The sequence below is a fragment of the Arthrobacter sp. zg-Y750 genome (assembly GCF_020907365.1).
Taxonomy (GTDB): domain Bacteria; phylum Actinomycetota; class Actinomycetes; order Actinomycetales; family Micrococcaceae; genus Arthrobacter_B.
On sequence record NZ_JAJJOC010000013.1, the window covers coordinates 448,628 to 461,377 of the forward strand.

Below are 12,750 nucleotides of genomic sequence, written 5' to 3' on the forward strand. Positions count from 1 at the left end.
GGGGATATTTCCTCCCCTTCGGGAAAATCCTTACGGTTTGGGAAATCCCTGCCGCTGCGCAGCGGAGGGTTTTCCCAAACCGGCAGCAAGATCCCAATCCGGCAGCAGATTCAGCAGTGTCCTAGGCCGGGAAAATGTCCAGCGGGCTGTTGGGGCTGGGCGCCTTGTCGGTTTCAAGGATGTACTGGATGGGAATGGCTCCCGTGGGCAGCAGGCCGGTATAGACCTGCTCGCTGTGCCGGCGCTCGGCTTCCACGCCTTCCTCCCGGACGGCTGCAGAGAATGCCTGCACCGCCAGCGGGGCCAGGCCCTGCTGTTCGCTCCAGATGATGTACATGCCGTACAGATCGGCTACGGGCGTTGCGTCGTCGTCGTCCAGGTCACCCACCGTGCATTCGGCGAGGAAACGGCGTACATCCGGCGTAGATGCTTCGTTCATACCCTCCACCCTATCCGGTGGGCAGGCCCCGGTGCAGCCCTGCAGACGCACCTATCGGCGGGTTTGGAGCAGGTAGTTCTCGAAGCCGAGCGGGGGTGTGCCGGTGAGGTCCAGGACGTCCGTGCTGACGGGAGCCAGTTCCCCGGCAGCCACGGCAGCGTAAGTGGAGCTCCAGGCCTCCGCCTGCCACTGCGCTGCGCCGCTTTTGACCCGCGTTGCTACGGCGTCCGAACAGGACTCGTTCTCGAACCGGACGCTGCTGCCCGTGACGGTGCTCAGCACCTGCGCCACGTCCGACATGGTCAGTTCCGCAGGTCCCGTGAGGGTATAGGTGCGGTTCCGGTGCTCCCCCGGCGCCAGGAGGACCTTCGCCGCGGTCCGGGCGACGTCCGTACGTGCCACCGGAGCGAAACGCCCGTCCCCCGCAGGACCGCGGATGACGCCGTCGGGCTGGACAAAGGTGGGCAGGATGTCCTGGTACAGGCAGTCCCGCAGGAAGGTGTAGGCCACGCCGCGGGATTTGATGTGCTCCTCGGTGGCGTAATGGTCGCGGGCAAGGGTGAACACCGCGTCCGGGGCGGCGCCCATAAAGGACGTGTACACAATGTGCTCCACGCCTGCCTCGACGGCGGCGTCCACAAACGTCTGCTGGTCCTCGACCCGGTGCGGACTTTCGGCCGCGGACACCATAAAAAGCGTATCCACGCCCCGCAGCGCACTGACCGCCTGCGCGCGGTCGAGGTAGGACACTGCGAATACCGGTGTATCCGGCAGTTCGGGGAGCCGGGCGGTGCGCCGGGCAAGCAGCCGCTGCCTGGCACCGGTTTCGGCGAGGAGCCGGGCAACGGCACCCCCCAGGGCACCGGTGGCTCCCGTGACGGCGAGGGGTGGAACGTTTTCCGCCATGGCGTCTCTCCCTTATCCCGGCTCCCGGCTTCGGAACCCCTGCTCAGTTACTGGATCTTCGGCACCTGTCCCGTGGGCAGCTCCTGCCCGGGCAGCGGCCGTGCGAACGGCACCTTGGTCCCCAGGACCTGCGCGACGACGTCGTTGGCGATCTGCCGGGCGGTGAGCCCCACCCGCTCCAGCACTTCGCTGCGGCTGCCGTGGTCCAGGAACTCCACCGGCAGGCCTACTTCGTTGAGCGCCGTGTCCACGCCGGCCGCCCGCATTTCCTGCCGGATCCGGGAGCCCACGCCCCCGGCGCGGACACCGTCTTCAATCACGATGACGATGCGGTGTTCAGCGGCAATGCTGATGATGGAGCGCGGCACGGGCAATACCCAGCGCGGATCCACCACGGTGGAGCTGATGCCCTGGTCCCCCAGCCGGCCGGCAACGTCCAGGGCGATGTCCGCCATGGCGCCCACGCTGACAATCAGCACGTCATTGGAGCTGTCACCCGCGGGGCGGCGCGCGAGAATGTCCACTCCGTCAGCTGTCCGCTCCACGGCCTCAACGTCGGCACCGACCGTGCCCTTGGAGAACCGCACCACGGACGGAGCATCGGAGATGGCCACGGCTTCGCGCAGCTCCTCCTTCAGCCGGGTGGCGTCGCGCGGAGCAGCTAGGTGCAGGCCCGGCACAATCTGCAGCATGGACATGTCCCACATGCCGTGGTGGCTGGCGCCGTCAGGGCCGGTAACACCGGCGCGGTCCAGCACAATGGTGACGCCTGCCTTGTGCAGGGCAACGTCCATCAACAGCTGGTCGAAGGCCCGGTTCAGGAAGGTCGCGTACAGGGCCACCACCGGGTGCAGACCGCCGAAAGCCATGCCGGCGGCGGAGGTGAGGGCGTGCTGTTCGGCAATACCGACGTCGAATACGCGGTCCGGATGCTTCTCGGCAAAGCGGTGCAGGCCCACCGGGATCAGCATGGCGCCGGTAATGCCCACAACGTCGGTGCGCTCATCGGCAATCCGGGCAATCTCCGTGGCGAAGACCGACGTCCAGGATTCCTTGCCGCCCGGCTCCACCGGATCACCGGTTTCAGGATCAATGATCCCCACGGCGTGGAACTGGTCGGCCTCATGTGCGCGGGCCGGGGCATATCCGCGGCCCTTCTCCGTCATGGCGTGCACAATGACCGGGCCGGCGTAGTTCTTGGCCTTGTTCAGGGCGCGTTCGACGGCGTCGATGTCGTGTCCGTCGATGGGGCCGACGTATTTCATGCCCAGGTCCTCGAAGAGGCCCTGGGGCGTCCACCAGTCCTTGATGCCCTTTTTTGCCGCGTGCAGGCTGCGGTAGGTGAAACGGCCCACCGGACCGCCCTGCTGCAGCCGCTCCCGCCACCAGCCGAGGGTGTTTTCGTAGGCGTGGTGGGTGCGGACGGCGTCGATGGTGGGACGCAGGGAGGCGAGGTAGTCGGCCAGGCCGCCGATGGTGGGCGCGTAGGACCGGCCGTTGTCATTGACCACAATCACCACGCGGCGGCGCTGGTCCGCAGCTATGTTGTTCAGGGCCTCCCACGCCATACCGCCGGTCAGGGCGCCGTCGCCCACCATGACCACGGTGTACCGGTCGCCTTCGCCGTTGAGCTGCCGGGCACGGGAAATACCGTCAGCCCAGGACAGCGAGGAGGAAGCGTGGGAGCTTTCCACAATGTCGTGGACCGATTCGGCGCGCGACGGGTATCCGGACAGGCCGTCCTGCTGGCGCAGTGTGGCGAAGTCCTGGCGGCCCGTGAGGATCTTGTGCACGTAGGACTGGTGTCCGGTGTCAAAGACGATGCTGTCCCGCGGCGAATCGAAGACCCGGTGGATGCCCATGGTCAGTTCCACCACGCCCAGGTTCGGGCCCAGGTGGCCGCCGGTCTGCGCTACGTTCGTGATCAGGAACGAACGGATCTCTTCAGCAAGCCGCTTCAGCTGTGTCAGCGAAAGCCTGCTGAGGTCCCGAGGATCCCGGATTGTTTCCAGAAGTCCCAACAGGGTGCCTCCCTTGAGTCGGTATCGGCGGCACTGCATCCACCGTCGCAATGGTTAACTCTAACGCGCAGCACGTGCTGCATGGTTCCGTACCAATGCAACAGGGCCCCGGTTCCCTCCTCCGCCCCTGCGGGCGGATCGGGGAATCGGGGCCCTGATGCTGGTGCGTGTACTGCTACTTAGCGGAGATCTGCCGCAGGACGTACTGCAGGATGCCGCCGTTGCGGTAGTAGTCGGCTTCACCCGGGGTATCGATGCGCAGGACCGCATCGAAGGTGATGGCGTCGCCGTTTTCGGGGGTGGCCGTGACCTTTACGGTCTTGGGCGTGGTCCCGTTGTTCAGTTCGGTGACACCCTCAACCGAGAAGGTCTCCGTACCGGTCAGGCCCAGCGACTCGGCATTCACGCCGGCCGGGTACTGCAGCGGAAGGACGCCCATGCCGATGAGGTTGGAGCGGTGGATCCGCTCGTAGCTCTCGGCAACTACGGCCTTGACGCCCAGCAGTGCGGTGCCCTTGGCGGCCCAGTCACGGGAGGAGCCGGAGCCGTATTCCTTGCCGGCCAGGACAACCAGCGGGGTGCCGGCAGCCTGGTAGTTCATCGCGGCATCGTAAACGGCAGCCTGCGGAGCGTCGGCCTGGCTGAAGTCGCGGGTGAAACCGCCTTCAACGCCGTCGAGCAGCTGGTTCTTGATGCGGATGTTGGCGAAGGTGCCGCGGATCATGACTTCGTGGTTGCCTCGGCGCGAGCCGTAGGAGTTGAAGTCCTTGCGGGCTACACCGTGCTCCAGCAGGTACTTGCCCGCCGGAGTGTCGGACTTGAAGGAACCGGCCGGGGAGATGTGGTCGGTGGTGACCGAGTCGCCCAGCTTCAGCAGGACGCGTGCGCCCTCGATGTCGGAGACGGGCTCCGGCTGTGCCTTCATGCCCTCGAAGTACGGAGGCTTCCGGACGTACGTGGACTCAGAATCCCACTCGAAGGTTGCACCTTCGGGGGTGGGCAGGGACTTCCAACGGTCGTCGCCTTCGAAGATGGTGTCGTAGCTGTTGGTGAACATCTCCTTGTTAATGGAGGCGTCGATGATCTCCTGGACCTCGACCGGGTTCGGCCAGATGTCCTTCAGGAAGATGTCGTTGCCGGCTTCGTCCTGGCCCAGCGGGTCATTCTCGAAGTCGAAGTCCATGGTGCCGGCCAGGGCGTAGGCGACTACCAGCGGCGGGGAGGCCAGGTAGTTCATCTTCACGTCCGGGTTGATGCGGCCTTCGAAGTTCCGGTTGCCGGAGAGCACTGCAGTGACGGCGAGGTCGGCTTCCTGGATGGCCGTGGAGATTTCATCTTCCAGCGGGCCGGAGTTGCCGATGCAGGTGGCGCAGCCGTAACCGACAACGAAGAAGCCGAGCTTCTCCAGGTACGGGATCAGGCCGGACTTTTCGTAGTAGTCGGTAACTACCTTGGAACCCGGTGCGATCGAGGTCTTGACCCACGGCTGGGCGGTAAGGCCCTTTTCGACGGCGTTGCGGGCGAGCACTGCTGCTGCCATCATCACCGACGGGTTGGACGTGTTGGTGCAGGACGTGATCGAGGCGATCGACACAGCACCGTGGTCCAGCTCGAAGCTGCGGCCGTCGGCCATGGAGACCTGAACCGCGTTCGTGGAGCGTTCGGCCGGAGCGTCGGCCTTCTCCACCAGGTCATGTTCGTGGTCTTCGATCTGGGTGGCGTTCGCGTTGAACGACGGCGCGTCCGAGGCCGGGAAGGTCTCTTCCAGGGCTTCGTCAACGGTGCCGTTTTCAGCTTCCACCGTCTCGTGGACGTAGTTCTTCAGGTCGTTGCGGAACTGCGTCTTGGCGTTGGTCAGCTCCACGCGGTCCTGCGGACGCTTCGGTCCGGCGATCGAGGACACCACGGTGGACAGGTCCAGCTCGAGGTACTCGGAGTACTTGACCTCGTTGGACGGGTCGTGCCACAGGCCCTGCTCCTTGGCGTAGGCCTCTACGAGGGCTACGTTCTCCTCGGAGCGGCCGGTCAGGCGCAGGTAGTCCAGGGTCACGTCGTCGATCGGGAAGATCGCCGCGGTGGAACCGAACTCGGGGCTCATGTTGCCGATGGTGGCGCGGTTGGCCAGCGGAACGGCTCCAACGCCCTCGCCGTAGAACTCCACGAACTTGCCGACAACACCGTGCTTGCGCAGCATTTCGGTGATGGTCAGCACTACGTCGGTGGCGGTGGCGCCGGCCGGGATTTCCCCAGTCAGCTTGAAGCCGACAACGCGCGGGATGAGCATGGAGACGGGCTGGCCGAGCATGGCTGCCTCTGCCTCGATGCCGCCGACGCCCCAGCCCAGCACGCCCAGGCCGTTGACCATGGTGGTGTGGGAGTCGGTGCCGACGCAGGTGTCCGGGTAGGCGCGCAGGACGCCGTCAACTTCGCGGGTCATGACCGTGCGGGCCAGGTATTCGATATTGACCTGGTGGACAATGCCCATTCCCGGGGGAACAACCTTGAAGTCATCAAACGCAGTCTGGCCCCACCGCAGGAACTGGTACCGCTCGCCGTTGCGCTGGTACTCGATTTCCATGTTGCGCTCGAGGGCGCCGGAGTTGCCGAAGGCATCAATCTGCACGGAGTGGTCAATGACCATTTCCGCGGGTGCCAGCGGGTTCACGCGCTTGGGGTCGCCGCCGAGATCGGCTACGGCCTCGCGCATGGTCGCAAGGTCCACAATGCAGGGGACGCCGGTGAAGTCCTGCATGATCACCCGGGCGGGGGTGAACTGGATTTCGGTGCTGGGCTCTGCTTCCGCGTCCCACTGCGCCAGGGCACGTACGTGGTCAGCAGTGATGTTGGCACCGTCTTCGGTGCGCAGCAGGTTCTCCAGCAGGACCTTGAGGCTGAACGGAAGGCTCTGGGCGCCTTCGACGGAATTCAGCCGGAAAATTTCATATTCGGAACCGTTGACGTCTAGTACGCCTTTGGAACCGAAGCTGTCCACATTAGTCATAACAGGACTCCTCTCGCCACCTTGTTATCTTTGTCCAGCTCACTACTGCCCGCCAGTTAGGTTTCCCTAACCGTTGGATAAAAGGGCCGGCAAGGGAAACCGGTGGTTCATTTCCCTGCCCACAGGCCCCCTGCCGCGGAAATGTTTCCCCCACAATGCGGAAAACTTCCTTTACGGCGCAGGACTGGACAACTGCCTCCCATCCTAGCCTTTACAGGGACGCCCGCAGGAGATATACGCCACGACTCCCCGTGACGGGCTTCGCGCCGGGCCCTGCGGACCCGGCGCGATGGCCGCTCAGGCCTTTCGCAGCACGGCGAAGGACTCCATGTGGTGGGTGTGCGGGTAGAGGTCGAAAACGCGCAGCCGGTCCAGTTCCCAGCCCGCGCTGCGGAAATACCCCAAATCGCGGGAGAACGACGCCGGGTCGCAGGAGACGTAGCCGACCACCCGTGGCGCGGCGGCGTCGATCTGGCTGACAACGGTTTTTCCGGCCCCCGCGCGGGGCGGATCCAGGAGGACGACGTCGAGGTTCCCGGCATCGCGCAGCTCCTTGTCCACGCGGCCCTGGCGGATTTGCACCTGTGGTGCGGCGAAGAGGTTCTTGCGGGCGTCCCGGCTGGTGCCCGGGGAACCCTCAATGGAGAGCACGCTGCCGGCTTCCCCGGCAGCGGCAGCCAGGGGCGCCGTGAACAGCCCGGCACCGGCGTACAGGTCCGCGACTGATTCGCCGGACTGGATCTGCAGGCCGTCCAATACGGCGGTGGCCAGGGTTTCCGGCGCGGAGCGGTGGATCTGCCAGAAACCGGCACCGGTCACCCGGTAGTCGTGCCCCAGGACCGTTTCCTGCACCCAGGTGCGGCCCTTCAAGCGCGTCAGCTCATGGCTTTCCGGGTTCCACGCGGCCACGGACACGCCGTCGGGCAGGTTCTGGGCAATGCGTGCCGGCGTCCGCGGATGGGTTCCCGGTGCGGGGATCAGCAGGACCAGCGGCTGTCCGCCGGCAGCAGGAGCGGCGACTTCCACGCGGTCCATGCCCGTGAAATCCGTCTCCCACAGCTGCAGGGCATTGATGTCCGCGGTGGCCAGCGGCATGGTCTCCACCGGGATCAGCTCATCCGAGCGGTGGGCGTGCATGGCCAGCCGGCCGCTGGGCGCCACCGAGAAACTGACACGGGTACGCCAGCCCAGTCCGTCGGTGCTTTCTTCCAGGGCCGGTTCAACCTCGGGAACCAGGTCGGTGCCGCCGAGCCGGCGCAGCTGCTCGGCGAAAATGTCCGCCTTCAGCTGCCGCTGGACCCCAAGCTCGATGTGGCCGAACTCGGCGCCGCCTACGGGCAGCTTGCCGCGTGACGCAGCACGCAGCGCGTCCGCTTCCTTCCAGAAATGTTCCCTGCGGCCGGCGGCGGGCTCCAGCACCTCAACGACGTCGGCCCGCCAGAACTTGGCGTCCGGACCGGACTCCGTGAGACGCACCCGAACCCGTTCCCCCGGCAGTCCGTGCCGGACAAAAACGACGCGCCCTTCGTGCCGGGCAACAAAGTGGCCGCCGTGGGCCGGAGCACCGATGGTGAGTTCAATGGTCATGGGGGGAGGTTTACTTCCTTGCAGGGGCTAAAACCCCATCTCACCACGAGAGCGGAGCGCTGTGCTATTTGAAGCTGAGACGGGACTAAGCTTGCGTTGAATCAATTTCCGCACGTGTGCGGGCAGGTCACTGCGAACGCACGCCGGAACCACAGACCAAACCGGACCAAACCGAACAAATCCGGACCACACCGGAACCAGACTGAAACCGAGGTAGGGCAAGTTGGCCCATTACGTGATTATGGGGTGCGGGCGCGTGGGCGTCAGCCTGGCCCATACCCTGGATGAGGCCGGCCACTCGGTCGCGATCATCGACCAGGATGAGCGCGCCTTCCGCCGCCTGCGCCAAAGCTTCTCCGGCCGCAAGGTGACCGGCGTCGGCTTCGACCGTGAAACGCTGAAGGCCGCCGGCATCGAGGAGGCCTACGCCTTTGCCGCAGTATCCAGCGGCGACAACTCGAACATCCTGGCCACCCGCGTGGCGCGGGAGACCTTCCACGTGGGCCATGTAGTGGCGCGGATCTACGATCCGGGACGTGCGGAGATCTACCAGCGGCTCGGTATTCCCACGGTTGCCGCCGTGCGCTGGAGCGCGGACCAGGTGCTGCGCCGGATCCTGCCCGAACAGAGCATTAACGGCGATTTCCGGGAGTCCTCGGGCCGGTTGATCCTGGGCGAGCTGTCCCTGCACGAGGGCTGGCTGGGCCGTTCGCTGGGCAGCATCGAAGCTGCCGCCGGTGTGCGGATTGCCTACGTGACCCGGTTCGGTGAAGGGATCCTCCCCCGCCCCGACAGCAGTTACCAGCAGGGCGATGTCCTGCACGCCATGATGTCCGTGGACCGGACGGCCGAAATCAGCAAGGTCCTGTCCAAGGAACCGATCAAGGAGTCCCTGTGAAAGTTGTGATTGCCGGCGCCGGCAGCGTGGGCTCATCCATTGCCAAGGAGCTGCTCGCCCACGGCCATGAAGTACTGCTGATTGATGAGAAGCCCGAGTGCGCCGAGCGCACCGGGCTGCGCGGGGCGCAGTGGCTGATCGGTGATGCCTGCGAGCTCACCACACTGAAGGACGCCCGCCTGGAGGAAGCCGACGTCGTGGTTTCGGCCACCGGCGACGACAAGGTGAACCTGGTGGTTTCCCTGCTGGCCAAGAGCGAATTCGGGGTGGCCCGGACAGTGGGCCGCGTCAACAACCCCAAGAATGACTGGATGTTCGATGATTCCTGGGGAGTGGACGTTGCAGTGAACACACCCCGGCTGATGACCGCCCTGGTGGAAGAGGCAGTGGAGATCGGTGACTTGGTCCGGCTCCTGACCCTGCAGACCGGGGTCTCCTCCATGGTGGAGTTCACTGTCCCCACCGGGTCGCACCTGACCGGGCGCACCCTGGGCTCCATCGACTGGCCGCTGGATTCCACCGTGGTGGCCATCCTGCGCGACGACGCGCCCATCACGCCCAGCAGCGACGACGTCGTGGAACCGGGCGACGAACTTTTCTTCATTACGACCATTGCCGCGGAGGACGAACTGCGGGCCATCCTCTCCCCCGCGGCCCTGACCGGCGCGTCAGCAGCCGGTGCAGCGGACGCGGCTCAGGACTCCGGGTCGGAGGAAGACCCCGATGGGGTCTCCGGCGCGGACGCCGCGGAGTCGGCGGGCAAAATGGCCGCAGGACGGGAAACCACCCACGCCAGCCACAGCCCAAGCGCGTAGAGGGGTACGCCCATGGCCAGGCGCATGGTGCCCAGTGCGGCCACGTTGTCGGCAAGGTAGAGCGGCAGCTGGACGGCCAGCCGGAGCGCGAAGACGGACACAATGATCCAGCTGGCCCAGGTGTAGGCCTTCATCCGCACGGGGACGGACCGCCACTCGAGGTTTTCCCCGCGGATGAAGCCGAACAGCAGCCCTGCCACCGGCCACTTCACCGCGATGGATACCAGGAACGCCAGGATATAGGCGCCGTTGAGGTAGAAACCGGGTACGAAGTACGTGGCCCCCTCGCCGCTGCGCAACGCCACGAAGGCGCAGATGGCCACCCCTGCCACGCCCGTGAGTGACTGCACCAGCGGGCGGCGCTGGATCAGGTTTGCCACCGAGAACACCGCCGCGGCAGCCACGGCGGCACCGAGAGCCGCGTTCAGCGGCGCGCTCACCGTGTAGAGCAGGGTAAAAAGGAGTCCGGGCACAATAGCTTCGGCCAGGCCGCGCACCCCGCCAACCGACCTCAGCACGTCAATCTGCCCGTCACTGCGGCGCTCAACGCCGGCACGGGCGGCGTACTGGCCAGCCAACTGGTTCAGGTCCGGCTGGTTGTCGGCACGGCCCTGCTGGTTGTCGGCACGGCCCGGCTGACTGTCCGGATCGGGTGTGCTCATGCGTCGGCCTCCGGGCGTCCAATGATTTCGTATCGCGGATTAAAGATCGTGGGCCGGCCGTCGATGACCGAAACCATGCCCTCAAAAGCGAGGTAGGTTCCAGCCTCGATCCCCGGCACCCTGCGCTGCCCCAGCCAGACCAGGCTGACCTTTGGGCGCGGTCCCGCATCGGCGGCGCGGTATTCGGCCGCTAAGTCCTCCAGCACGGCGGTAAACCGCGGAGATTCCGTGGCGGGAACCACGGTGATGGCGGAAACGTAACCGCGGCAGTAGGCGCGCCCGCGTTCCGGCAGCGAGGTGATGCTGATGCAGCGGGTGGAACCGTAAGCAGTTCCCACGCTCAGCCGATCGTCGTGATTTCGGGGCCGCGCTCGGGCGCAGCGGGCTTTCCGGTTCCTGCGTCCGGACGGGGCAGCGGAGACGCATCGCGCGGCAGGCGCAGCTGCAGCAGGTCACGCGGCGGCAGCGGCTGTTCGCCGCGCACCACGACGACGTTCCGGAAGACCTCCTCCAGCGGACCGGCCGCTTCCGGGTTCATGGCGGCCGGACCGCCGAACACGCCGCGGAGGAACCAGCGGGGTCCGTCGACACCCACAAAGCGTGCCACCCGGTACCCCTTGGATCCGTCCTGGGCCTGCGCCGGTACCTTGGCCAGAAGTTCAGTGCCGAAAGTGCCGGACAGTTCATCGACCGTTCCGCCCTGCGAACCCACGGACTTGCCGATCTGGCTGCGGATGTCATCCCACAGAGTCTCGGAACGGGGTGCGGCAAAGGCTTGGAGCTGCAGGCTGGATCCCTCGAGGTCCAGTGTCACGGCAACAACGCGCTGAGTCTTTTCCTCAACCTCGAGGCGCAGCTGCAGGCCCTGGGAGGCAGCAATCCGGAGCGCACCCAAGTCGATGTACCCCTCCTCGGAGGGGCGTTCGCTCAGGTCGTAGGGCCCCGTGCCGCCCGGCTGCCCGGCGTCGCCGGTTCCGGCATCCCCGGTCCCTTCGTCGGCCGTGCCGTTGTCAGCGGCTGTCCCGGCTGGTTCTTCTGCCTTGGTTTTCCTACGGCCAAATGCCATAACCAGGTTCCTTCTCTCTTATCTGCAAGTCTCTTGGGAAATGAAGTCTTTGAAAGCGCCCGTCCGCAGGTTCACCGGCGGAAAGCCGGAGCAGCAGCCGTACGCGTAAAACACCCTGCCGGAACGCCCGCGCTGCACGGGATACGGTTCGGCGGCTGTGCGGCCGCCCGGATCAGGCCGGTACGGCCGTGAACCCGCCCGTGGAGCCGAACCCGCCGGTGCCGCGGACGGAGTCCGGAAGCTCGTCCACGGGAACAAAGCGGGCGGTTTCCACGCGCTGGATCACCAGCTGGGCAATCCTGTCGCCGCGGCTCAGGCTAACCGGACGGGCCGGGTCCAGGTTAATCAGGGTCACGGAAATCTCGCCGCGGTAGCCGGCGTCCACCGTTCCCGGTGCGTTCACGATACTGAGCCCGTGCTTGGTGGCCAGGCCGGACCGCGGATGCACAAAGGCTGCGTAGCCGAACGGCAACGCCAGCGCGACGCCGGTGGGCACGAGCAGCCGCTCCCCCGGGGCCAGCGTGAAGTCGATCCTCGAACGAAGGTCCGCGCCGGCGTCGCCCGGATGCGCGTACGACGGCGGTTCCAGCCCGTCGTCGAGCATCTTGATCTGTACTTCCAGGGGTGTCCCTGCTCCTTGCACCAGCTTCTCCGGTTTCACTTCGGCGTACGTGTTTTCTGCCATGTCTACTGGCAGGTGTTCTGGGATGTCTTTTGGGATGTCTTCTGTCTTGCTTTCCACGGCAGCGGGGGCTGCTGCACTGCATGGAGCGGGCCGCCCGGGCCAACGCACTCACTTTAGCGCGTTTTCCTGTACGAACCCCGGGCCGGAGCCACCGGCACGGCGCAGGATGAAATGCCCCGCGAAAGGTGAAAAGCTGGGGGTATGTCATCCCCCGCTGCCAAGACCCCCAACGCCGTGCTCTACTCCGAACGGCTGTTCCCCTCGATTTGGATCTGGCTTATTGCCGCCGGCCTTGCCGCGGCCTGCATCCTGGTGTTTGTCCCCATCAGCCTTTTCGCCGGAATCACCGCCGCCGTCGTCGCTGCAATCATCATGGCGGTGCTGCTCATTGTGTCCACCCCGCTGATCCGGGTAACCCCCGAGACCCTCCAGGTGGGGCGGGCGCAGATTGAGCGCCGCTACATCGGCAAGGTGGAGGCTTTCCGCGGCGAAGACGCCACCCTGCAGCGCGGGCCGGCCCTGAACGCCACCGCCTATATGTGCATCCGCGGCTGGATCTCGCCCGTGGTTCGGATGGAAATCACCGACCCGGCAGACCGGACCCCGTACTGGCTGACCTCCACCCGCCATCCCGAAAAGCTTGTTGCTGCACTCACCGGGGACCGCTGAA

Annotated in this window: 11 protein-coding genes and 1 pseudogene; 3 read left to right on the forward strand and 9 right to left on the reverse strand. The window is 65.9% G+C overall.

Features of this window, described 5'->3' with window-relative positions; genetic code table 11:
* Nucleotides 1-121 precede the first annotated feature (121 nt).
* The 5 genes from LOC57_RS10020 to LOC57_RS10040 form a co-directional block, all read right to left on the reverse strand.
* Nucleotides 122-439 (reverse strand): hypothetical protein, encoded by a 318-nt coding sequence (locus LOC57_RS10020; protein WP_227910945.1) that lies wholly within the window; start codon nucleotides 437-439, stop codon nucleotides 122-124.
* Nucleotides 440-490: 51 nt separating this feature from the next.
* On the reverse strand, nucleotides 491-1,345 hold the full coding sequence (locus tag LOC57_RS10025; RefSeq protein WP_229959473.1) for an SDR family oxidoreductase: 855 nt from the start codon (nucleotides 1,343-1,345) through the stop codon (nucleotides 491-493).
* Nucleotides 1,346-1,392: 47 nt separating this feature from the next.
* Nucleotides 1,393-3,366 carry a 1-deoxy-D-xylulose-5-phosphate synthase gene (gene dxs / locus LOC57_RS10030; protein ID WP_229959475.1) on the reverse strand — a complete coding sequence of 658 codons (1,974 nt, stop codon included), beginning with the start codon at nucleotides 3,364-3,366 and terminating at the stop codon, nucleotides 1,393-1,395.
* Between the two features lie 175 nt (nucleotides 3,367-3,541).
* Complete coding sequence (locus LOC57_RS10035; protein WP_227910942.1) at nucleotides 3,542-6,367, reverse strand: aconitate hydratase; 2,826 nt, start codon at nucleotides 6,365-6,367, stop codon at nucleotides 3,542-3,544.
* Nucleotides 6,368-6,664: 297 nt separating this feature from the next.
* Nucleotides 6,665-7,954 carry a class I SAM-dependent RNA methyltransferase gene (locus tag LOC57_RS10040; RefSeq protein ID WP_227910941.1) on the reverse strand — a complete coding sequence of 430 codons (1,290 nt, stop codon included), beginning with the start codon at nucleotides 7,952-7,954 and terminating at the stop codon, nucleotides 6,665-6,667.
* Between the two features lie 223 nt (nucleotides 7,955-8,177).
* On the opposite strand from LOC57_RS10040, the gene LOC57_RS10045 reads away from it, so the two are divergent.
* Complete coding sequence (locus LOC57_RS10045) at nucleotides 8,178-8,852, forward strand: potassium channel family protein (protein ID WP_227910940.1); 675 nt, start codon at nucleotides 8,178-8,180, stop codon at nucleotides 8,850-8,852.
* Nucleotides 8,849-9,667 carry a potassium channel family protein gene (locus LOC57_RS10050; RefSeq protein ID WP_229959477.1) on the forward strand — a complete coding sequence of 273 codons (819 nt, stop codon included), beginning with the start codon at nucleotides 8,849-8,851 and terminating at the stop codon, nucleotides 9,665-9,667. Before LOC57_RS10045 ends, LOC57_RS10050 begins: the two co-directional genes overlap by 4 nt.
* Before the next feature lie 14 nt (nucleotides 9,668-9,681).
* Here LOC57_RS10050 and LOC57_RS10055 read toward each other — a convergent pair.
* From LOC57_RS10055 to dut, 4 genes and pseudogenes are all read right to left on the reverse strand, one after another.
* Nucleotides 9,682-10,329: pseudogene (locus LOC57_RS10055) on the reverse strand (DUF3159 domain-containing protein); the annotation flags it as partial.
* On the reverse strand, nucleotides 10,326-10,667 hold the full coding sequence (locus LOC57_RS10060; protein ID WP_227910938.1) for a hypothetical protein: 342 nt from the start codon (nucleotides 10,665-10,667) through the stop codon (nucleotides 10,326-10,328). The gene LOC57_RS10060 and the pseudogene LOC57_RS10055, both read right to left, overlap by 4 nt.
* 2 nt (nucleotides 10,668-10,669) lie before the next feature.
* Nucleotides 10,670-11,395, reverse strand: coding sequence for a DUF3710 domain-containing protein (locus LOC57_RS10065; RefSeq protein WP_227910937.1), 726 nt, complete (start codon nucleotides 11,393-11,395; stop codon nucleotides 10,670-10,672).
* A gap of 172 nt (nucleotides 11,396-11,567) precedes the next feature.
* Complete coding sequence (gene dut / locus LOC57_RS10070; protein WP_227910936.1) at nucleotides 11,568-12,080, reverse strand: dUTP diphosphatase; 513 nt, start codon at nucleotides 12,078-12,080, stop codon at nucleotides 11,568-11,570.
* Between the two features lie 201 nt (nucleotides 12,081-12,281).
* Here dut and LOC57_RS10075 point away from each other — a divergent pair, with 201 nt between their 5' ends.
* The gene (locus tag LOC57_RS10075; RefSeq protein WP_227910935.1) at nucleotides 12,282-12,749 is read left to right on the forward strand and encodes a DUF3093 domain-containing protein; all 468 of its coding nucleotides are present in this window, start codon (nucleotides 12,282-12,284) and stop codon (nucleotides 12,747-12,749) included.
* The last annotated feature ends 1 nt before the right edge of the window (nucleotide 12,750 follow it).

What these genes read in the sequence shown, in the direction of transcription:
- LOC57_RS10065 (WP_227910937.1), bottom strand. Translation starts at nt 11,395, where the DNA reads ATGGCATTTGGCCGTAGGAAAACCAAGGCAGAAGAACCAGCCGGGACA.
- LOC57_RS10025 (WP_229959473.1), bottom strand. Translation starts at nt 1,345, where the DNA reads ATGGCGGAAAACGTTCCACCCCTCGCCGTCACGGGAGCCACCGGTGCC.
- LOC57_RS10075 (WP_227910935.1), top strand. Translation starts at nt 12,282, where the DNA reads ATGTCATCCCCCGCTGCCAAGACCCCCAACGCCGTGCTCTACTCCGAA.
- LOC57_RS10020 (WP_227910945.1), bottom strand. Translation starts at nt 439, where the DNA reads ATGAACGAAGCATCTACGCCGGATGTACGCCGTTTCCTCGCCGAATGC.
- LOC57_RS10040 (WP_227910941.1), bottom strand. Translation starts at nt 7,954, where the DNA reads ATGACCATTGAACTCACCATCGGTGCTCCGGCCCACGGCGGCCACTTT.
- dut (WP_227910936.1), bottom strand. Translation starts at nt 12,080, where the DNA reads ATGGCAGAAAACACGTACGCCGAAGTGAAACCGGAGAAGCTGGTGCAA.
- LOC57_RS10035 (WP_227910942.1), bottom strand. Translation starts at nt 6,367, where the DNA reads ATGACTAATGTGGACAGCTTCGGTTCCAAAGGCGTACTAGACGTCAAC.